This is a genomic window from Rhodococcus sp. SBT000017 (assembly GCF_003688915.1).
Taxonomy (GTDB): domain Bacteria; phylum Actinomycetota; class Actinomycetes; order Mycobacteriales; family Mycobacteriaceae; genus Rhodococcoides.
Genome location: NZ_REFU01000001.1, coordinates 3957451 through 3978995 on the forward strand (window position 1 = coordinate 3957451; position 21545 = coordinate 3978995).

Annotated in this window: 18 protein-coding genes; 8 read left to right on the forward strand and 10 right to left on the reverse strand. The window is 64.3% G+C overall.

The features are described from left to right. Positions 1–10 precede the first annotated feature (10 nt). Together AYK61_RS18610 and AYK61_RS18615 are read right to left on the reverse strand one after the other, a co-directional pair. On the reverse strand, positions 11–1219 hold the full coding sequence (locus tag AYK61_RS18610) for an acetyl-CoA C-acetyltransferase (protein ID WP_121871912.1): 1209 nt from the start codon (positions 1217–1219) through the stop codon (positions 11–13). 35 nt (positions 1220–1254) lie between these two features. Then, the gene (locus tag AYK61_RS18615) at positions 1255–2415 is read right to left on the reverse strand and encodes an acyl-CoA dehydrogenase family protein (protein WP_121871913.1); all 1161 of its coding nucleotides are present in this window, start codon (positions 2413–2415) and stop codon (positions 1255–1257) included. Positions 2416–2605: 190 nt separating this feature from the next. Between AYK61_RS18615 and AYK61_RS18620 the strand changes: the two genes are divergently transcribed. Together AYK61_RS18620 and AYK61_RS18625 are read left to right on the forward strand one after the other, a co-directional pair. Continuing rightward, the gene (locus tag AYK61_RS18620; RefSeq protein WP_220709158.1) at positions 2606–3361 is read left to right on the forward strand and encodes an IclR family transcriptional regulator; all 756 of its coding nucleotides are present in this window, start codon (positions 2606–2608) and stop codon (positions 3359–3361) included. Positions 3362–3425: 64 nt separating this feature from the next. Continuing rightward, positions 3426–4601: a 4-hydroxybenzoate 3-monooxygenase gene (locus AYK61_RS18625; RefSeq protein WP_121871915.1), complete on the forward strand. Its 1176-nt coding sequence runs from the start codon at positions 3426–3428 to the stop codon at positions 4599–4601. 7 nt (positions 4602–4608) lie between these two features. On the opposite strand, the gene AYK61_RS18630 is transcribed toward AYK61_RS18625, so the two are convergent. Then, a complete protein-coding gene (locus AYK61_RS18630; RefSeq protein ID WP_121871916.1) occupies positions 4609–5766 on the reverse strand; it encodes an SGNH/GDSL hydrolase family protein in 1158 nt (385 codons plus the stop codon). A 154-nt stretch (positions 5767–5920) separates the two neighbouring features. On the opposite strand from AYK61_RS18630, the gene AYK61_RS18635 reads away from it, so the two are divergent. Next, entirely contained in the window at positions 5921–7405 is a 1485-nt protein-coding gene (locus AYK61_RS18635; RefSeq protein ID WP_121871917.1) for an amidase, read from the forward strand. Here AYK61_RS18635 and AYK61_RS18640 read toward each other — a convergent pair. After that, positions 7402–8454, reverse strand: coding sequence for an NAD(P)H-binding protein (locus tag AYK61_RS18640; RefSeq protein WP_121871918.1), 1053 nt, complete (start codon positions 8452–8454; stop codon positions 7402–7404). The two genes, AYK61_RS18635 and AYK61_RS18640, sit on opposite strands and share 4 nt — an antisense overlap. Positions 8455–8541: 87 nt before the next feature. On the opposite strand from AYK61_RS18640, the gene AYK61_RS18645 reads away from it, so the two are divergent. Next, complete coding sequence (locus tag AYK61_RS18645) at positions 8542–9342, forward strand: alpha/beta fold hydrolase (RefSeq protein ID WP_121871919.1); 801 nt, start codon at positions 8542–8544, stop codon at positions 9340–9342. Next, on the forward strand, positions 9342–10487 hold the full coding sequence (locus AYK61_RS18650) for a PP2C family protein-serine/threonine phosphatase (protein ID WP_397485494.1): 1146 nt from the start codon (positions 9342–9344) through the stop codon (positions 10485–10487). Before AYK61_RS18645 ends, AYK61_RS18650 begins: the two co-directional genes overlap by 1 nt. Here the strand turns inward: AYK61_RS18650 and AYK61_RS18655 are convergent. The 5 genes from AYK61_RS18655 to AYK61_RS18675 all read right to left on the reverse strand — a co-directional run bounded on the left by AYK61_RS18655 (position 10464) and on the right by AYK61_RS18675 (position 15218). Next, positions 10464–10823: an STAS domain-containing protein gene (locus AYK61_RS18655; RefSeq protein ID WP_121872887.1), complete on the reverse strand. Its 360-nt coding sequence runs from the start codon at positions 10821–10823 to the stop codon at positions 10464–10466. The genes AYK61_RS18650 and AYK61_RS18655 overlap by 24 nt on opposite strands. Positions 10824–10890: 67 nt before the next feature. After that, on the reverse strand, positions 10891–12222 hold the full coding sequence (locus tag AYK61_RS18660) for an MCE family protein (protein WP_121871920.1): 1332 nt from the start codon (positions 12220–12222) through the stop codon (positions 10891–10893). A 130-nt stretch (positions 12223–12352) separates the two neighbouring features. Next, positions 12353–12808, reverse strand: coding sequence for a hypothetical protein (locus AYK61_RS18665; protein ID WP_121872888.1), 456 nt, complete (start codon positions 12806–12808; stop codon positions 12353–12355). A gap of 61 nt (positions 12809–12869) precedes the next feature. Then, positions 12870–14111, reverse strand: a complete 1242-nt coding sequence (locus AYK61_RS18670; protein ID WP_394855334.1) for a DUF6745 domain-containing protein — start codon at positions 14109–14111, stop codon at positions 12870–12872. Positions 14112–14234: 123 nt separating this feature from the next. Further along, positions 14235–15218 carry a sugar-binding transcriptional regulator gene (locus tag AYK61_RS18675; RefSeq protein WP_121872890.1) on the reverse strand — a complete coding sequence of 328 codons (984 nt, stop codon included), beginning with the start codon at positions 15216–15218 and terminating at the stop codon, positions 14235–14237. Between the two features lie 122 nt (positions 15219–15340). Between AYK61_RS18675 and AYK61_RS18680 the strand changes: the two genes are divergently transcribed. From AYK61_RS18680 to AYK61_RS18690, 3 genes are read left to right on the forward strand one after another with little or no spacing between them, the layout of a single operon-like run. After that, positions 15341–16195: an MIP/aquaporin family protein gene (locus tag AYK61_RS18680; protein WP_057477005.1), complete on the forward strand. Its 855-nt coding sequence runs from the start codon at positions 15341–15343 to the stop codon at positions 16193–16195. Then, on the forward strand, positions 16192–17709 hold the full coding sequence (gene glpK / locus AYK61_RS18685; protein WP_121871921.1) for a glycerol kinase GlpK: 1518 nt from the start codon (positions 16192–16194) through the stop codon (positions 17707–17709). The genes AYK61_RS18680 and glpK overlap by 4 nt, the downstream gene beginning before the upstream one ends. Beyond that, complete coding sequence (locus tag AYK61_RS18690) at positions 17706–19412, forward strand: glycerol-3-phosphate dehydrogenase/oxidase (RefSeq protein ID WP_121871922.1); 1707 nt, start codon at positions 17706–17708, stop codon at positions 19410–19412. Before glpK ends, AYK61_RS18690 begins: the two co-directional genes overlap by 4 nt. 62 nt (positions 19413–19474) lie before the next feature. Here the strand turns inward: AYK61_RS18690 and glgX are convergent, their stop codons facing one another. Then, a complete protein-coding gene (gene glgX / locus AYK61_RS18695; protein ID WP_121871923.1) occupies positions 19475–21517 on the reverse strand; it encodes a glycogen debranching protein GlgX in 2043 nt (680 codons plus the stop codon). Between the last annotated feature and the right edge of the window lie 28 nt (positions 21518–21545).

The window sequence follows — 21545 nt, forward strand, 5'->3', positions numbered from 1 at the left end:
CGCGGGGTGGTCACAGGCGCTCGATGATGGTGGCTACGCCCATTCCGGCACCGATGCAGAGCGTGATCAGTGCGTAGCGCTCGCCCCGCCGCTCGAGCTCGTCGAGAGCCATTCCGGTGAGCATCGCGCCCGTTGCGCCCAGTGGGTGGCCCATCGCGATCGCGCCACCGTTGACGTTGATGCGTTCGTGGTCGATGTCCAGCTTCTTCGCGTAGTTGAGCACCACCGATGCGAATGCCTCGTTGACCTCGAACACCGCGATGTCGTCGAGGGTGAGTCCCGCTGCGGCCAACACCTTGTGGGTGGCCGGAACCGGGCCGGTGAGCATCAACGTCGGGTCCGATCCGGCGACGACTCCGGCCACGACGCGTCCGCGTGGGGTCAATCCGCCTGCGCGCCCGGCCTGTTCGGAGCCGATCAGCACCATCGCGGTGCCGTCGACGATGCCGGAGGAGTTGCCGGCGTGGTGGACGTGATCGATGCGCTCGACCTCGGTGTACTTCTGCATCGCGACGGCGTCGAACCCGGCGAGCGCGCCCATCTGGGCAAACGATGGCTTCAGGGCAGCGAGATCGGCCGCGGTGGTCTCGGGGCGCATGATTTCGTCGTGATCGAGCATCAGTCGGCCGTTTGCGTCGAAGACCGGGATGACCGACTTCTCGAAGTGGCCCATCGACCAGGCGTGTGCGGCGCGTTGCTGGCTGCGCACTGCGAAGGCGTCGACCTCGTCGCGATCGAATCCTTCGATCGTCGCGATGAGGTCTGCACTGACTCCCTGCGGAACGAAGTAGCTGCTGTAGTTGGTGAGCGGGTCGCACGGCCATGCGCCGCCGTCCGCCCCGAGCGGGACACGGGACATCGATTCGACGCCGCCGGCGACGATGAGCTGATCCCATCCGGACCGAACACGTTGCGCCGCAGTGTTGACTGCCTCAAGTCCCGATCCGCAGAAGCGGTTGAGCTGAACGCCGGCGACACTGTCCGGTAGTCCGGCAACCATCGCGACGGTGCGGGCGATATCGCAACCCTGGTCGCCGACCGGGGTGACGACACCGAGCACGACGTCGTCGATCAGGGCCGGATCCAGCTGCGAGTGTCGAGAGAGCAACGTGGACAACGTGTTCGCGGCCAGATCGACCGGCTTGATGGTGTGCAGTGAGCCGGAGCTCTTACCGCGGCCACGTGGGCTGCGCACTGCGTCGTAGAGGAACGCCTCCATGGTGGTGGCCTTTCTGGGGCAACAATATTGCCGAGTTACAAGGAGCGGGAGATGAGGTCTTTCATAACTTCGTTGGCACCGGCGTAGATGCGTGCGATGCGGCCGTCGACGAACATGCGGGCGATGGGGTATTCCTCCATGTAGCCGTACCCACCGAAGAGCTGTAGGCAACGGTCGACCACCTCGAACTGTCGGTCGGTGGTCCAGTACTTGACCATTGCTGCCGTGGTGACGTCGAGGCTGCCCGAGATGTGCTGTGCCATGGCGTCGTCGACGAAGGTGCGGACGACGCGGCCGATGGTGGCGCATTCGGCGAGCTCGAACTTGGTGTTCTGCAGATCGAACAGTGTCTTGCCGAAAGCGCTGCGCGACTTGGTGTATTCGACGGTCTGCTCGACGGCGGCGTCGATCATCGCGACGGCCGCTATCCCGCAGATCAAACGCTCCTGGGGGAGTTGCTGCATCAACTGTGCGAAGCCGCGTCCTTCTGCGTCGCCGAGGATGTTCGTGGCAGGGATACGGAGACCGTCGAAGGTGAGTTCTGCTGTGTCCTGGCCCTTCTGGCCGATCTTGTGCAGCACGCGTCCGCGGTGGAAGCCTTCGGTGTCGTCGGAGACCTCGGCGACGAGCAGTGACAGTCCCCGGGCTCCGGCGGACGGATCGGTCTTGGCGGCGATGATGATCAGATCGCAGTGAGCTCCGTTGGAGATGAACGTCTTTCCGCCGGTCACGACGTAGTCGTCGCCGTCACGCACTGCGCGGGTGGTAATGCCCTGCAGATCCGAGCCGGTGCCCGGTTCGGTCATGGCGATGGCACCGATCCACTCTCCCGAGCACAGCTTCGGCAGCCACTGCTGCTTCTTCTCCTCGGACGCGTAGGCCAGGATGTAGTGCGGGACGATGCCGCTGTGCACGCCGAGCTGCATGGCCGAGTCACCGCAGCGGACCTGTTCCTCGAACAGCACCGCCTCGTGGCGGAAGTCGCCGCCGCCTCCGCCGTACTGCTCGGGTACCGACATGCCAAGCAGTCCGAGGCTGCCTGCGGTGCGGTAGACCTCGCGGCTGGGGCGTCCGGCTGCCGCGAATTCCTCGCGGTGCGGCGCGACCTCCTTCTCGAAGAATCCTCGGGCGAGCTGTCGCACGTCGGCGAGCTCGGTAGCGAGGTCGTCGGAGGTGCGGTCTGCGAGTGCAGTCATGGTGGGTCCTTGGCTCGAAGCGCATCTGTGGTTTATTGGCGCTGTGCCAATAATGATTGCGCGTCGGTGCCGTGGATGTCAACAGTGGGTGCTCCCCGAGCTGCCGAACTCGAAGTTGTGGATGATTTTCGGCTGGAATTCGTCCATAACTTCGAGCTCGGCGATGACCGGGGAGGCTATCGTCGTGCACGTGGCAGGCAATGCGCGGGATCCGGGGGTCTCGGTGGCCTCGCGACTGCTGGCGCTCCTGGCCGTGTTCGGCGAGAAGACCCCCGTGCTGACGCTGACCGAACTGGCCGACGGTGCCGACCTGCCCGTCGCCACCGCGCATCGCCTGGTGCGTGAACTGGTCGACTGGGGAGCGCTCGTTCGCGGTGACGACGGCCGCTACGTGGTGGGGCGTCGGCTGTGGAAGTTGGGCTTGCTGGCACCGGATCAAGCCGATCTGCGAGAGATCGCCTCGCCATTTCTGCACGACCTCTACGGCGCGACGCTCGCCACGGTGCATTTGGCCATTCGCGGCGGCGACGAGGTGCTCTACCTCGACAGGTTGGCCGGGCATGCGTCGGTGCCCGCGGTCAGCCGGGTCGGAGCCCGCCTGCCGCTGTATGCGACCGGAGTCGGCAAGGTGTTGTTGGCCTACGCCCCGCGCGAGGTGCACGATCGCGTGCTCAGGAACTTGGCCCGCATCACCCCGTACACGGTGACTCACCCGGGGAAGTTGGACAGCGAACTACGCCGAGTGCATCGCGAGGGGTATGCGCAGACGGTCGAGGAGATGACGCTTGGGGCGTGTTCGGTGGCCGTGCCGGTCCGGGGCGAGGGTGAGAGTGTGGTGGCTGCGCTGGGAATCGTGGTTCCGAGTATCGGCCGGGATCGCGCCAGACTGGTTGCAGCTCTGCAGGTTGCGGCCCGAGGAATCGAGCGAAGTCTGCGGGGGCGATAGCAGTGTTTTCACTGAGTGGAAACGCGGTCTTGTTCGCGGCCCGAACGCGCGGTGTACTCGATGCATGCGTACACAGGTAGCCATCATCGGCGCAGGGCCCGCGGGTCTGCTGCTGTCCCACCTGCTCGGGGAGCAGGGAATCGATTCCGTTCTGATCGAGTCGCGCACGCAGCAGTACGTGCTCTCGCGAATCCGCGCGGGCATCCTCGAACATTCGACGGTTCAGCTGCTCGACGACCACGGCCTGGGTGAGCGGTTGCATCGCGAAGGGCACGAGCATCGCGGGATCTATCTGCAGTGGCCGGAAGAGCGGCACCACATCGACTTTCGTGACCTGGTGGACCGAAGCGTGTGGGTGTACGGGCAGACCGAGGTGACCAAGGATCTCGTGGCTGCCCGCGAGAAGGCCGGCCAGCAGATCTACTACGACGTCTCGGACACCGCGTTGCACGACGTCGAGTCCGACGCCCCGTACGTCACGTTCACCGATTCCTCGGGCACGCCGATGCGGATCGATGCGAATGTCGTTGCCGGATGCGACGGTTCGTTCGGCCCCAGCCGTGCCGCGATGCCGGATTCGGTACGCAACACCTGGGAGCGGACGTATCCCTACTCCTGGCTCGGGGTGCTGGCCGATGTGGCACCCTCGACCGACGAGCTCATCTATGCCTGGCATCAGGACGGATTCGCGATGCACTCGATGCGATCGTCGACGGTCAGCCGCCTGTATCTGCAGGTTCCCAACGGCACCGACATCGCCACCTGGTCCGACGAGCGGATCTGGGATGCCTTGGCGCGCAGGCTCGGTCACGGTCAGGACGGCTGGGAACTCATGCCAGGGCCGATCACCGAGAAGAGCGTGCTGCCGATGCGCAACTACGTGCAGACGCCGATGCGACACGGCAATCTCTTTCTGGCCGGCGACGCCGCGCACATCGTGCCGCCGACCGGAGCGAAGGGCCTCAACCTGGCAGTGGCCGACGTGGCTCTGTTGGCACCGGCGCTGACATCGTTGCTGGGCAAGAGCGACTCTCGCGCCGCCGATGCCTACAGTGACGACGCCCTTCGACGCGTCTGGCGCTGCACCCACTTCTCCTGGTGGATGACCACGATGCTGCACACCGGCGACGACCCGTTCGACACGCAGTTGCAAATCTCGCAACTGAAATGGGTGGCCTCCAGCGAGGCAGGGGCCACGGGACTGGCGGAGAACTACGCGGGACTTCCCATCGGGTTCTGAGCCGGGCTCACTGGCGTGCGAAAGGACCCCCGTCGGCGAAAGCGGTGTCGACGAAGCGTCGTGCGATCAGTTCGTGTGTCGGCTGGTCGGGGTGGAGACGATCCGGCAACGGATGTTCATCGGAATCGTTGTGCCCGTACAGGTTCAGGCCGTCGAGGTAATGCAGGTGGGTGTCGCCGCCGGCGCGGTCGGCGACGATGCGGGCGAGTTCTTCGCGGATGACCTCTAGCGTGAGCTTTCCGGTCCGCACCTCCGTAGGATCGCCCGTCGCCATGAACTCGATCGTGCCCGACGCCAGTGCTGCGGGGTCGAAAGCTCCTGGGCCCGGTGTGCTCTCGTGAATGGGGCACAGCATTGCCGAGATCACGAGAATCGGGGTGTCGGGGTGACCGTCCCGGATCGTATCGAGAAATCCGTGCACCGCGGAGGTGAAAGCACGCAGCCGCATCACGTCGGAGTTGACCAGATTGATGCCGATCTCCAGGCTGATCAGATCGGCGGGCGCATCGCGAATGGTCCTGGCGACGAACTGGTCGAGCAGCGCACTTCCACCGAAGCCCAGATTTCGCGGTTGCACGTCGGCGGCTGCTGCGGCCAGCGCCGTCCAGGTGGTGCTCGGCCCAGTGGCGTTGGATCCCTGGCTGATGGAGCTGCCGTAGTTGATCCACTTCGGCCGTTCGTCCTCAACGGGCGTAACGGGACCATCGGTGCGCAGGGCGACCAACTCGATCGCTTCGTTGTGCGGTAACCAGATCTCCACGAGCTTGTCGGCATGGGCCAGCCCCGAGAATCGAATGAGCCCACTGCTCTCGACCTGATTGTGCACCGACTCGGTAGCCATGTCGATGATCGTGGTGATCCCACCCGTCGTCGGGGCCCGGTCGGTGAGAACACCATCGACTCGCAGGTCGAACAGCCCGGCGGGCCGTGGTGGCAGACCGAGGAACGTGCGTCTCGTTGCCACGGCATCGATCTCGATGGTGGTGGCAGCGGTGGTGAAGACCAACCGAGCTCCTGACGGCTGAGATTCGGCCATCGTGAGCTGTGGATCGGAGAAGCGCTGGCGAGCATCGAGTGGAAGGCGATGGGTGAGAATGCCGTTGGCGGTTCGTTCCAATTCGGCCGCGCCGCGGAGGATGGCGTCGGAGATGTCGATGGCGATCATGGAAGTGCCGTTCTTTCGGTGCTGGGACGGGCTCGGTCGACAACCTGATCGTATTGAACCTCATCCGGCCGGAGTGCAGGCAGGCGCTATGTCGCATCCGGTCACCGGGTTCGCAACGCTTCGGCTGTGACGGGCGTCGCACTAGGGTGGCACCATGCGCATCGACGAGTATCGGAAGTACGACGGTCTTGGCCTGGCGGGATTGGTTGCCGACGGTGAGGTGACACCGCGCGAATTGCTCGACTGTGCACTGGGGCAGGTCAAGTCGATCGATCCGCGGCTCAATGCGGTGGTGCGGGTGATGTCGGAGCAGGCCGACGACCAGTTGACGCGACCGCTGCAGGGGCCGTTCGCCGGAGTGCCGTTCCTGATCAAGGATCTCTCGCAGGACTACGCAGGCCTGCCCACATCGAGTGGATCGCGTTCGTTGACGGATCTGCCGATGCCGGAACATTCCACTGTGGTGCAGCGCTGGCTCGATGCCGGCCTGGTGATTTTCGGCAAGACCAACACCCCGGAATTCGGGGCGAAGGGAATCACCGAACCTGCTGTGCACGGTGCGACTCGAAACCCGTGGGATCGCAGCAGGACTCCCGGTGGCTCGTCGGGTGGGTCGGCCGCAGCGGTCGCGTCCGGCATCGTTCCCGTGGCCGGGGCGAACGACGGCGGTGGATCCATTCGGATTCCGGCGGCGTGCTGCGGACTGGTCGGGCTCAAGCCGGGACGCGGACTGGTGCCGTCGGGACCGACCTTCGGTGAGCCGATGCACGGGGCAGCGGTGCAGGGCGTCGTGTCGCGATCGGTACGCGATACCGCAGCGATGCTCGACGTGCTGGCGGGCGGCGAGGCGTCGTCCGGCTACTTGCCCGCGCGTCCGGACGGAACGTTCCTGTTTCGAGTGGACAAGGATCCGAAGCCGTTGCGCATCGGCATGTATGCCGTGACATCGGTCAATCCGTCGCCCCACCCGCAGGCCGTCGCAGCGATGGAATCGGCGGCGAAGACGCTGACCGACCTCGGCCACACCGTCGAACTTCTCGATGCCCCGCCGTACGACGACAAGAGCCTCAATCGCGAATTCCTGTTGGCCTGGTTCACCTACCTGGCGTGGGAGATGGACGAGGTCAAACGCAGAACCGGTTGCAGCGACGACGCGTTCGAGCGTGACACCCGAATCATGGCGGCTCTGGGCAGAGCTGCCAGTGGCATCGACTATCTCGACGCGGTGGAAGGCCGCCACGTACACGTTCGGGCGCTGGCGACGTACTTCGAGACGTACGATCTGCTGCTGACGCCCACCCTGGCCGAGCTACCGCCGAAGATCGGCGCGTTCGACCTCGCGAAGCCGCTGCAAATGGCGTCTGACTTATTGTTGCGCAGTAGAACTGCCGGCTTGCTTCGGCACACCGGCATCGTCGATCAGATGATCGACGACAACATCTCGTGGATTCCGTACACCCAGTTGGCCAACGTCACCGGCCGTCCCGCGCTCTCTCTGCCCGTCCACTGGACCCCCGAAGGCCTACCGATGGGCGCGCACTTCACCGCGCCGCTCGGCGGCGAGGCGCTGCTCGTCCAACTGGCCGGCCAGATCGAACGTGCAGCGCCCTGGGTGGATCGCTACGACACTCTCGACTAGCGGGTCGCTCCCAGTTGAACCTTGCCCAGAATTCCCGACGGCCGTTGCCGCACATGGCCGTCGACGATGTCGACGACTCCGCCGGCCCATTCGGGATCGGTGTCGGCGGCAGCCTGGGGATCGGCGTGGGCGTCGGTGCCCTCCTCGGCCACCACGGTGATGGAACGCTGCAGGGCCTCTCGGACGCTCATCAGCGTCGTATCGGGCTCGGTGAACACCTCCGTCGCGGCGTTGCCTCGACGCACCACCATGTCGTGAGTGAGGCTGTCCACCAACGAGATCACCGTGCCCGGAGGCATGCCGGTGATGGTTGCGACGGCGCGGCCCACCAATCCGGTCGGCAACAGCGGAACCGGAATCTGGGCGCGGCGCAGGCCAGCAACGCTGCCGTATGCCTGCAACAGTTCCGGATAGCTCATCGTCTCGGTGCCGCCGATGTCGAACGAACCCGGACGCGCGGTGTCGCCGAGAGCACGAGCGATGATGGCGACCACATCGACGACGGCGATGGGCTGCACCTGCCTGCGCATCCACGTCGGGATGGGCGTGAGCGGCAGACGCTCGGTCATCCGTCGCACCAGCTCGAACGAGGTCGATCCCGAGCCGAGGATGATCGCCGCCCGCAGCACGGTGGCGTCGACGGAGCTGTCGAGGAACGTCTCCTCGACCTGCAGGCGAGAGCGCAGATGATCGGACAGCGGGGTTCCGTCGTCGGGGATGAGGCCGGAGAGGTAGACGATCCGGCGCAGGCCGTTGCGCTCCGCGGCGGCGGCCATCGACTGCGCGGCGTGTCGATCCTTCTCGACGAAGTCGCCTTCGTCCATCGAATGCACCAGGTAGACGACGGCGTCCACATTCTCGGTCGCAGTGTCGAAGGTCTCGTGATCGTCGAGGTCGAAGTGCACCGCGGTGACGTGAGCGCCCCAGGCGAAGCGTGACTTCTTGCTCGGATCGCGCATGGCGGCGTGCACGTCGTGACCCTGTTCGAGGAGGACCGGGATCAGCCGAGACCCTATGTATCCGGTTGCGCCGGTGACCAGCACTCGCATGTAATTCTCGTTTCTGTAGACATGAGGCCATACCCCGTCGGAGCAGTCTCACTCCCCGGCGTCGGAGGCAGATGACACACTGTCCGGGTGAGTGCGCGTATCAGGAACAACGTGAGGGTCGTCGGGGCAGTCGACGGGCCCGTGGTGATGCTGGCTCACGGGTTCGGGTGCGACCAGACGCTGTGGCGTTCGGTGACCGATATCCTGGCTCCGGTTTTCAGGGTCGTGCTCTTCGATCACGTCGGGTCCGGCGCGTCGGACCCCTCTGCGTGGGATGCCGACAAGTACGCGCCGCTGGAGGCCTACGTCGACGACATCGTCGATATTGTCCGGGAACTCGATCTTCACGATGTGACGTTCGTGGGTCACTCGGTGGCGTCGATGATGGGTGTTCTCGCGGTCCAGGCGGCCCCCGAGCGGTTCGACAAGCTCTTTCTCCTGACACCGTCCCCTCGGTACATCGACGACGGTGACTACCGCGGTGGGTTCAGCCGTGAGGACATCGACGAGCTGCTCGAGTCGTTGGACAGCAATTACCTGGGCTGGTCCGCATCGATGGCACCGATCGTGGTGAATGCGCCGGATCGCCCCGATCTCGAGAACATGTGGACAGCGAGCTTCTGCCGAACCGATCCCGAGTGCGCACGGGTGTTCGCCCGCACCACCTTCCTGTCCGACAATCGCGCTGATCTGGCCGGGGTTGCCCTGCCCACGATGATCGTCGACTGTGCGCGGGATTCGCTGGCACCGCCTCAGGTCGGCAGATACGTTCACGAACACATCGCCGGCAGCACCCTGAAGACCCTCGACGCCAGCGGGCACTGCCCGCACGTCACCGAACCCGAGCAGACCGCCGAGGCGATTGCGACCTTCGTGAGATCGTCGTGATCAACGACCTCGACATCGAGGACCTGTACGAGAACGCGCCATGCGGTTATCTCTCGGTTCTTCCGGACATGCGAATCGTGAGACTGAACTCGACGCTGGCGAACTGGCTCGGCTTCGACGTCGACGCCCTGATCGGTACCGACTTCACCCAACTTCTCACCGCCGGTGGCCGGATCCACTACGAGACCCATTTCGGCCCGATTCTGCGGATGTACGGCCAGCTCGACGGCATTGCCATCGACTTCGTGACGTCCGATCGCCGACGGCTGCCCGTGTTCATGACCGCGAACGTCAAGACCGACGAGACGGGCACGCCGGTACTGATTCGCATCACCGCGCTCGACGCCAGGGACCGTCGCACCTACGAACGCGAGTTGCTCGAGTCCCGAACGCGAGCGGAGCTGCTGGCGAAGACACTGCAGCGGTCGCTGCTGCCGCCTGCCCTGCTGCCGCCGTCGGGAATGACCGCTGCCGCGCACTATCACGCGGCATCGAGCGACGAGGTGGGTGGAGATTTCTACGATCTGTTCCCGCTGTCGGACGACCGCTGGGGATTCTTCCTCGGCGACGTGTGCGGCAAGGGTGCGTCGGCCGCAGCCGTGACGTCGTTGACGCGGTACACCCTGCGCGCAGCCGCGGTGTACGACCACGACCCGGTCGCTGTTCTGCACAATCTGGATTCGGTTCTGCGGCAGGAGTTCCGCGAGAACAACGCGCAGTTCTGCACTGCGGTGTTCGGGGTGCTCAGCCGCTCGGCCGGAGGATTCGAGGTGTCGATGGCCAGCGGCGGTCATCCGCCTCCGCTGGTGATGCGGGCCGACGGCAGCGCGCACTACGTCCACATGACGGGTGGGCAACTCGTCGGAATTCTGCGTCACGCGCGGTTCGTGCCTGCCACCGTCACATTGAGCGCAGGCGACACACTGATGCTCTACACCGACGGCCTCACCGAGGCCCGGGTGGGCACAGGTCGATACGACGACGAGGGCGCGCTGCTCGAGTTCGCGACCGCCAACGCCCCGGCGGCACCGGCGGCAATCGTCGAGAATCTGCGGGTCCTGCTGAACAGCTTCGGCGACGGGTTGGCCGACGACGCAGCAGTGATGGCGCTGGGAGTGTCGTCAGTCGAGAGCGGCGAGGGCTGACGCCAGATCTGCGTGCAGCGCGAATTCCTGATCGAGACCCATCAGTTTGATCGGGCGGCTGGTGGTCGGCCCATCGGCGACGACCGAGAAGGCAACGGTGTCCCCGTGGTCCTTCTGGGTCGTTGCCAGCACGGTCATGGCAGCCGAGGCCAAGAACGAGACCTTGCTCAGATCGACGATCAATGCAGCAGGCGTGGTGGAAATCTGTGCGTCGATCGCGCTCGACAGTGAGGGGGCCGTGGTGACGTCGAGTTCACCGGCGACCGCGATGACGGCCGCGCGCCCGTCGTTGCTGGACTGGATGGAAAATCCGGCGGTGTTCGTATCGGCTGGCATCTGCACTCCTGAATCGTTACCCGCCGCGCTCGTCGACGGGGCATGCGGACCATTCAATCAGTAGGTCCTATTGGAACGTGACCTGCGTTCCTCTGAGTGCGGGAGCGCCGACCGTCGTGGTCCAGGACGGCACTGCGTCGGGCTCGATTCCCGTGGCCCCGCCGTAGACGACGGCCAAGGTCTGCTGCTCGGTGACCGAGTTCGCGTACGAGGCGGGCACGGGGGAGAGCTGCGGAACCGGAAGCGACGGAATGTCCTGTTCACCGGGGTTTCTCGACGGCACCTGGTACGAGCCGTCGTTGGGGGAACTGCCCGGGTACTGCGGGAAGTACTCTCCGGCCGAGCGGTCGAGCGAGGAGTAACAGGTCGGTCCGCGATTCTGCTCGAACAATCGCGGCTCGTCCTGGTTCGGTAGGTACCGACCCTTCGGATTGACGAACGGCATCGAGACGTTGATGCCGGGGTACTCGTCGCCGACACCGGTGACGATCCTGCCGCGCCTGGCCCCCTCCGCGAATTGGGCGACGGTGCAGTCGAGAGCCGGGGAGAACTCGGCGAGCACCTCGAGTGCTTCGCGGGAATTCGCGGCCAGCCCGATGATGTCCGCGGAGTTGGCATCGAGGAAGTCGGCGGTGGTGTTGGAGGCGGATGTCAAAGACGCGTAGAGCGTCTCGAGGGCCGGGCGCTTCTCGACGACGGTATTTCCGGTGGTCCGCAGGTTGTCCAGTGCGTTGATCAACTCGGGGGCCGCATCGGCGTAGGTCTGCGAGAAGTCGGCGAGCCCGCGCAGGTCCTCCTGGATTGCGGGCAATTCGGTGTTGAGCCCGGCAAAGATGTTCTCGAGTCTGTCGATCGTGAGGCCGAGCTCTTCGCCGCGACCGCTCAGGCCCTGTGCGAGCGCGCCGAGGGTGTTCGACAGGTCCTCCGGCGGCACGGCCTGGAGCAGCGGCAACAGGCCGTCGAGCACCTGCCCTACCTCGATGGCGTTGCCGCTGCGGTCCTGCTTCAACACCGTGCCCTCGGTGATGGGCGACCCCGGCCTGCCGTCCGGCAACTCCAACGCGACGTAGCGCTCGCCGAACAGTGTCTTCGGCAGCAGTCGCGCGGTGGCGTTCGACGGAATCATCTCGGCCATGTCCGGTTCGATGGCCAATTCCGAGGTGACGACGCCACCTGCCGTCGTCGCAGATCGCACTTCGCCGACGATCAGGCCGCGTACTTTGACATCTGCGTTGCGGGGAAGTGCGTTGCCGACGCTGTCGGTTTCGAGGGAGACCGTCACCACGTCCTTGAACGTCTTGTTGTACGAGGTGACGCTCCACCCGACGAACACGACGATGAGCACGACGAGAGCGATTCCGAGGAGTCGGTTCTGGACCGGCGAGGGGGAGCCGGTCATGGGTAAGTCGCAACGACAACAACAGCCATGTCGCGAACCTTAGTGGTACACAACGTCACACTTACTACCGAAGATTGGTTTGTGAGATGGACCTAGCACTTCGGTAGAAATGTGACAGGGACCACGATTGTCAGTCGGCGATCAGCCGGGGTGCGTGGAACCAACCACCCTGCCCGCCTTCGCGCTGCCGGCCGATGACGTAAGTCCCCGGCGCGATTCCGGTGGCTCCGTGTTCGGGATGAATGAGGTATGCCGTCTGCGAGTTGGTCAGGATGCCCAGGGCCAGACCTCGGACGTCGTGCACGGGACTGGCCCACGAGCAGAAGCCACCGTCGGCCACCAGGCTGTGCGGGTTGCCGCCTGCTGCGCTGCGCAGTAGTTCGATTCCCGTCAGCGGCACGGTCTCGCGACGCGTCTGTTCGGTGGGGACGACTATGCCGTCGAGCAGTACGTACGGTACGACGATCAGATCGCCCTGGGCTTGCAGACCGTCGATGACGGGCACGGAGATCTCCTTGTCGAGATAGTCGAATACGTCCAAGCCGGTCAGGTCGGTCAGTGCGGACAGTGTGATGTTCGAGTTCATGTGCTTCACCTTGGGTGTGTTGTCGGGGTGTGTTGTCGGGGTGTGGTGTTGCGGTGTGGGGTCAGGTTCTGCGGAGCAGTCGGCCGTAATCGGCACCCGCCAGACCGTAGGTCCAGCCCGCGGCGTCGACCGCGGACGAGAACGCGCCGGGAACGCGAAGCCCGTAGCGTCGGCGCTCGCCGTCTCGCTCGCGAGAGCCGTTGACGGCAAGCAGTATTCGGCCCTCACCTCCCCAGCCCGCGGGTGTGGCGAACAGTTGCAGGGTGCAACCGGGATTGCCCGGATCGTCGTCGGTGTCGACCAGTCGCAAACCGGCTCGGTCCAGGTAGGCATCCCAGCCGATTCGTTCTATGGCGCTTCGTCGGATCTCGACGTTGCGTTCGACGGTGATGCGCTCGACCGTCGGATCGTGGATCACCCACTTGGGAACCACGGTCCCGTTCAGGACGTGGACACCGCTGCCGTCGCCGAACTCGACCGCGGGCGAGGACGAATTGTGCAGTCGCACTTCACCGTGCACCGGATCGGGAATCGGTTCGGTGTGCAGAACCGTCGGCCGTTCGGACATCACCGCGATGTCGTCGAACGCCCACCACCATCCCGTCGATTCGACGAGGGCCGATTGAATGTCGAGAAGTTCGTTGTCCTCGTGCCCGAACGTCATGAGGCCGAAGGAGCGATAGATGTCGTAGTAGGCGACGCGATGGGCTTCCTGCTGCCCGTACCAGCTGACGGTGCCGAAGGGGTGCGGCGCGAGGGATCGGACGGCAGTGGCAACACCGTCGAAGAGGCTGGTGTGCAATGATTTTCGCACGGTTCGGCGAATGATCGGATCGGGACTGATGCCGGCGCGGGCAGCGTCCGTCGGCGAGCGGCGTGAGACGTCGATGCGCGCTACCAGATCGCGCTGTGCATTGCGGTCGGAATAGAAGTACTGCTGCGGCCATTCGATCTGTCGTCGATCGATTCGCTGGTCCATCCGGTGCCGGGAATCGGACAGAATGGATGCGATTCGGGCTCCCACGTCTGCGTTGTTCGCCAATGTCCTGGCGGTGATCAACTCTGCTGCGGCTGCCGGAGAGGGGACCCACACGAACTGTGGATCGGGGTGCCCAGATTTTCGATACAGCTGTGCCACTGCGGATTCCGCGGTGGTTCTATCGGAGGGGCCGGATTTCAGGCCGTAGCCGAGCCATCGATCGCGCTGCGCGCAGACCGCACGAATGCTCTCGGCGTATTCATCGGGATTGTCACTGAATGTGCCGCGACGGGGAAATGTCGACGGCATCGGCACGGCGCTCACGTGAGGGAGGCGGTGTCCGCCTTTCCGGTTGTCATGAAGAAAAGAGTGACACGAGAATCGGATGAGCGCAAGGCGCACGTGCACGAAACTTCGTAGCAGGGGTCGAGGTTCCGCTCACGTGGGTCAGCCGCGCGAGCGCAGGATCAACTGGGCCGCGCTGATGTCGTCGATGACGAGGTCGGTGATCAATCCGCCGCGCAGCGCGGCGGTGAGGGCATCGAGTTTGGACGCTCCGGCGACGATGCAGACTCGGCGCGGAACCACCTTGAGGCGATCCAGACTCGGTCCACTCGATCTGTCGTTCAACGCAATTCGGTCGTGACTGCCGTCGGAGCGCAGGAACACGGTGGCAATGTCTCCGACGACGCCGTCGCGCTGGAGCTCGGCTCGATCCTCGCGCTCGAGGTAGCCGGCGCTGTAGACGTGACTCGGAACGGCACCGCTCATGACGCCGATGCTGAACACGGCGAGGTTCATCCGATCCTGCAGTTCGAGTACTCGCTTGATGCTGCGTTCGCGCCACAGGTGTTGCCGGGTTTCGGGGTAGTCGAAGAATGCAGGCACCGGAAATCCCTGCGCCACAGCGCCGTATGCGTCGGCGAAGGTTCGGACGATGTCGGTGGCGTAGGAGACTCCGGTGGTGCGGGTGTTCGCTGCGCCGTTGAGCTGCACGACGGTGGAGTTGTGGGTTCGTTTGGGTGCGAGCTTGCGGCTGACGGCGCTGACGGTGGTTCCCCAGGCGACGCCCATCACCATGTCGGACTCGAAGAACGATGTCAGCAGTCGGCCTGCGAAGGTGGCGACCCGATCGAGGCGTTGCAATTCGTCGACGGTTTCCGACACGGGGACGACATGTGCACGAATGTCGTACAGATCGGCGAATGCCCGCTCGATTCGTGGTGCCTGACCGAGTGGGGTGGAGATCTTGATTTCCACCAGTCCTGATGCCCGCGCGAACGTGATGAGTCGTGAGACTGTCGAACGAGATACGCCCAGCTCACGGCCGATCGCCGCCATCGTCATGTCCTGGAAGTAGTAAAGCCGCGCGGCCTGGGTGGCGTGGCCGGTCCGCAGGTCGGATTCGGGAGTGATGTCGGGTTCGGTCACCGGCACCAGTGTACGACCGAATTGCACGTATGTGCATCAGCTGTGCAACGCAGTGCAGGACGTCTACCGTGGCAAACAGCACGCAATGTGGCGTGCATCACCAACTTCGCGGAGGCTACACAATGGCTCGTAAGGAACCGGAATGGGGACTGCCGGCGCACATGGCTGCCGAGTTCGCCGGAACCATGATTCTCATTCTGTTCGGCGTCGGCGTCGTCGCGCAGGTCGTCTCGGGGGGTGAATCGGGAAGTCTCGGTGACCACGACTCGATTGCCTGGGCATGGGGCCTGGGTGTGATGTTCGGTATCTACGTTGCCGGCCGTATCACCGGCGCGCACCTCAACCCCGCGGTCACGATCACGTTCGCACTCTTCCGCGGATTCAGCTGGAAGATGGTTGCGCCGTACATTCTCGCGCAGACCGCAGGTGCCTTCGTGGCCGCACTGCTGGTGCGCTGGAACTACAACGACATGCTCAACGCCGTCGACCCGGGGCACACCACTCTCACCCAGGGGATCTTCTCGACGCTGCCCGGTAACGGAACCCTGCCGGTCAGCGTGTCCTCGGCCCTGATCGACCAGATCATCGGTACCGCGATTCTGCTGTTCCTCATTGTTGCCGTCACCGATTCTCTCGGTACCGCACCGATGGCCAACATGGCTCCGCTGATCGTCGGCCTCATCGTCGTTGCCATCGGCTTCGCCTGGGCCACCAACGCCGGATATGCGATCAATCCGGCCCGAGATTTCGGACCTCGCCTGGCGTCGTACATCACCGGATACGGTGGAGCATGGCGTGATCAATACGGCGGCCTGTACTTCTGGGTCCCGATCGTCGGACCTCTCGTAGGCGGACCGATTGGAGTGTTCCTGTACGACCTGCTGATCGGAAAGAACCTACGCAAGCAAGAAGGTTCGGCACCCGAACCGCCATCACGACTCCCAGCCGACACCCAGACCACAGGAGAAAAGTCATGAGCGAGTTCGAAGGAAAGTACGTCGCCGCGATCGATCAGGGAACCACGTCGTCACGGTGCATGATCTTCGACCACGCGGGCACCGTCGTCGCCGTCGATCAGAAGGAACACAAGCAGATATTTCCTCAGGCCGGCTGGGTCGAGCACGACGCGTCGGAGATCTGGGACAACGTTCGCGCCGTCGCGGCCGGTGCCATGGCCGCAGCCGACCTGACGCGCGAGGACATCGCCGCAGTCGGTATCACCAATCAGCGTGAGACGGCGCTCGTGTGGGAGCGCGAGACGGGCAAGCCGATCTACAACGCCATCGTCTGGCAGGACACCCGCACCGATCGCATCGCCACCGCGCTGGGCGGCGGCGACGCCAACAAGTACACCGCCAAGACCGGTCTGCCCCTGGCCACCTACTTCTCCGGCCCGAAGATCAAGTGGATCCTCGACAACGTCGACGGGGCACGCGCGAAAGCCGAAGCGGGAGAACTGTGTTTCGGCAACATGGACACCTGGGTCCTGTGGAACATGACCGGCGGTACCGACGGCGGATTGCACTACACCGATCCGACCAACGCCTCACGCACCCTGCTGATGGACCTCGACACCCTGCAGTGGGACGAGGGGATCTGCGCCGACATGGGCATTCCGATGTCGATGCTGCCCGAAATTCGATCCAGCTCCGAGGTGTACGGCACCGGCCGCGAGCGGGGACCGTTCCACGGAGTGCCGATCTCCGGCATCCTCGGCGATCAGCAGGCGGCCACCTTCGGGCAGGCCTGCCTGTCCCCCGGTGAAGCCAAGAATACATACGGCACAGGCAATTTCGTGCTGCTCAACACCGGCACCGAAAAGGTCATGAGCAAGAACGGATTGCTGACCACGGTCTGCTACAAGATCGGCGACCAGCCGACGATCTATGCGCTCGAAGGCTCCATCGCCGTGACGGGCTCGCTCGTGCAGTGGCTCCGCGACAACCTCGGGATGATCTCTTCGGCCGCGGACATCGAAACCGACGCACGTTCGGTGGACGACAACGGCGGCGCGTACTTCGTGCCCGCATTCTCCGGGCTCTTCGCCCCGCACTGGCGCGCGGATGCCCGCGGTGCCATCGTGGGATTGACGCGGTTCGTCAACAAGGGTCATCTGGCCCGTGCCGTGCTCGAAGCCACCGCGTACCAGACGCGTGAAGTGATCGAGGCCATGAATGCGGACTCCGGTGTCGATCTCGAGGTGCTCAAGGTCGACGGCGGAATGGTCGTGAACGAACTGCTGATGCAGTTCCAGTCCGACATCCTCAACGTCGACGTGGTGCGCCCCGTGGTGGCCGAAACCACTGCTCTCGGAGCGGCATACGCCGCCGGTCTCGCCGTAGGCTATTGGGAGAGCGAGGACGACATCCGCCAGAACTGGGCCGAGGACAAGACGTGGACCCCGTCCATGGACGAAGACCAACGGGCCAAGCTGTACGCCGGTTGGAAGAAAGCAGTAACACGTACTCTCGATTGGGTTGATGAAGAATGAGTTCCACCACAACGGCTTTGAGTCCCACCGCGCGCGCCGATGCGATCGCACGAATGGAAGCCGAAGAGCTGGACATCCTGGTGATCGGCGGCGGCGTCGTCGGCGCGGGAACGGCGTTGGACGCAGTGACCCGCGGACTGAAGGTAGGCCTGCTCGAAGCGCGGGACTATGCGGCCGGCACGTCCAGCCGCTCCAGCAAGCTCTTCCACGGCGGTCTGCGCTATCTCGAACAGTTCAACTTCGCGTTGGTGTTCGAGGCATTGAAGGAACGGTCGCTGGTACTGAACACGCTGTGCCCGCACCTCGCTCGTCCGGTGCCGTTCATCTATCCGCTGGAGAAGGTGATCGATCGTCCGTACGTCGGGCTCGGAATCGGCGTGTACGACGTCATGGGTGCCGGACGCGGTGTCCCGAGTCACCACAAGCACCTCGGCAAGAAGAAGACGCTCGAGTCGTTCCCCTCGGGTAAGAGGTCGGCGATTCGTGGTGCGGTGAAGTTCTACGAGGGCCAGGTCGACGACGCCCGGCACACGATGATGATCGCTCGTACCGCGGCTGCCTACGGGGCATTGTGCGCCAACAGCACTCGCGTCACCGGCTTCCTTCGGGAGGACGACAAGGTTGTCGGAGTCGTGGCCAGCGATCTCGAAACGGGCCGCTCCTTCGAGGTCCGGGCCAAGCAGGTCATCAATGCTGCCGGTGTCTGGACCGACGAGGTGCAGCAGATGGTCGGTGGCCGTGGGCAGTTCCAGGTTCGCGCCTCCAAGGGTGTGCACCTGGTGGTGCCGCGCAATCGCATCAACAGTGCCACCGGCATCATCACGCGTACCGAGAAGAGTCTGCTGTTCGTCATCCCGTGGGGCAGTCACTGGATCATCGGCACCACCGATACCGACTGGAAGCTCGATCTGGCTCACCCGGCGGCAAGCCAGAGCGACATCGACTACATCCTCGGACATGTGAACAAGTTGCTGGCCGATCCGCTGGATCGGACCGATGTGGTCGGCGTGTACGCCGGGCTTCGACCGTTGCTCTACGGCGAATCCGATTCCACCAGCACCCTTTCCCGGGAGCATGCGGTGTCCAGTCCGGTCCGCGGATTGACGGTCATCGCGGGTGGCAAGTACACCACCTACCGCGTGATGGCCAAGGATGCAGTCGATTCCGCGGTACACGGACTCGAGCGCACGGTGCCGAAGTGCGTCACCGAGAACATCCCGCTGGTTGGTGCCGACGGCTACCTCGGCGCGTTCAATGCCCGGGCGCTCACGGCCGAACGCACCGGTATGCGCGTCTCTCGCGTCGAGCATCTGCTCGGTCGGTACGGCACTCTGATGGGTGAGTTGTTGGATCTCATCGATGCCGATCCGGAACTCGGTAAGCCTCTCGAAAGCGCACCGGAGTACCTGAAGGCCGAGGTCGTCTATGCCGCGAGTCATGAAGGCGCGCAGCATCTCGAGGACATCCTCACCCGGCGCACCCGCATCTCCATCGAGGTTCCCGATCGTGGTGAAGCGGCCGCCGACGAGGTGGCCCGGCTGGTGGCGCCCATCCTGGGATGGGACGAGCAGCACGTTGCCGAGGAGATCGAGCATTATCGGCTTCGTGTTCTGGCAGAACGGGATTCGCAGGAGCAGCCTGATGACGATACTGCGGACGCAGCACGGCTCGGGGCACCGGATGTGCGTGCCGGGGTGAGCTGAACCGAGCAATGGCGGCGGTCCCTCGTGATGAGGACCGCCGCCATTGCATTGTCGGTGCTGTATCAGCCCTGCAGCAACGTGAACGAATGCTCACGAATCAGGATCGACGGACCGCCCGCCTCGTAGGCCTGATCCGGATCACTGGACGTGGACTGAGTCCAATGCCCCTCCGGCAGAGTGAATTCCACGGTCCCGGGTGAGGCGTTGACCATCCAGGCGAACGACGCATCTCCCTCGCCTGCGCGCATGAGGACCAGGATGCTGTGTGCGTTGCCGTCGGACCAGTCCTCGTCGGACAACTTCTCGCCGTCGGCTCGGTAGAAATCGACGGTATCGGGTCCGACGCCCTCTTCCGCGGAATCGCTGTCGTGGCGGAACCACGTTGGACGTAGGGCCGGGTGCTCGGTGCGCAGCGCAATCAGGTGCGTGGTGAAGTCGATGAGATCCTGGTCGGCTGTGCTCCAGTCGAACCAGGAAACCTCGTTGTCCTGGCAGTACGCGTTGTTGTTGCCGCCCTGCGTGCGGCCCAGTTCATCGCCGCCGAGAATCATCGGCACGCCGGCCGAAAGCAGAAGCGTCGCAAGGTGATTACGTTGCTGTCGGGCGCGCAGTGCATTGACGCCCTCGTCGTCGGTCGGGCCCTCGGCACCGCAACCCCACGAGCGATTGTCGGACTCGCCGTCCTGACTGTCCTCGCCGTTCTCCTCGTTGTGCTTCTCGTCGTAGGAGTTCAAGTCCGCCAACGTGAATCCGTCGTGTGCGGTGATGAAGTTGACGCTCGCCAACGTGGGTCGACGGGTGCTCTCGTAGACGTCGGGGCTACCGGTGACGCGCTGCGCCAGGGCCGGCAGCGCGCCGCTCTCGCCGCGCCAGAAGTCACGAACGTCGTCGCGGAACTTGCCGTTCCACTCCGACCAGCGAGCCGGGAAGCCGCCCACCTGGTAACCCTGGGTGTCCCAGGGCTCGGCGATGAGTTTGACCGGGGCAAGAGTCGGATCCTGGTGCACCAGATCCAAGAACGCACTGTGCTTGTCCAAGCCGGAATCCTGGCGCGTCAAGGTACTTGCCAGATCGAACCGGAAGCCGTCGACGTGCATTTCCGTCACCCAGTACCGCAGGGAGTCCAGAATCAGTGCCAGTGCGGCGGGGTGACCGACGTTCAGGCTGTTGCCGGTACCGGTGGTGTCGTAGTACGCACTTCGGTCGTCGTCGACCAGTCGGTAGTGCGAGCCGTTGTCGATTCCCTTGAGCGAGAGGGTCGGTCCGAGATGGTTGCCCTCGGCGGTGTGGTTGTAGACGACGTCGAGAATGACCTCGATACCGTTCTCGTGCATGGCCTTGACCAGGGCCTTGAACTCGTCCACCTGGCCGCCGGTGTCGCCAGTGCTGCTGTACTCGTTGTGCGGGGCGAAGAAGCCGATGGAGTTGTATCCCCAGTAATTGCGTCGACCTTCTTCCAGCAGGTGTGAATCCTGGACGAATTGGTGGATCGGCAGTAGCTCGACTGCCGTGACTCCGATTCGCTTCAGATGCGCAATTGCGGCCGGGTGGGCCAGACCTGCATAAGTTCCTCGAATATCCTCGGGTACATCAGGATTGGTTGCAGTGAAACCCTTGACGTGTACCTCGTAGACCACCGTGCGATCCAACGGTGTGCGCGGCGACTCGTCCCCGGACCAATCGAAATTCGACTGCACCGCAACCGAATACGGCATGTGCGGAGCAGAGTCCTCGTCGTTGCGGGTCTCGGGCTCGGCGTGGAGGTGGCTGAACACCGATTCGTTCCAGTCGACCTGGCCGGTGATGGCGGTGGCGTACGGGTCGAGGAGCAGCTTGGCAGAATTGTGCCGCAGGCCCGAAGCAGGATCCCATGGGCCGTCGACCCGGAGTCCGTAGCGGGCACCCGGAGTGACATCGGGAACCAGGTCGTGGAACACGTGACCGGTGCGCAGCGTCAACGGTGTTGTACTGCGCTCTGTTCCGTCGTCGTTCAATACGACCACGGACACCGAGTCCGCCGTTTCGGAGTAGACGGCAAGGTTGGCACCGTCGTGGGACAGACGCGAGACGCCCAGGGGGTACGGGAGACTTGATGAGGAGGGCATGCTCGCCCCAGTACCCCCACGGAGGATG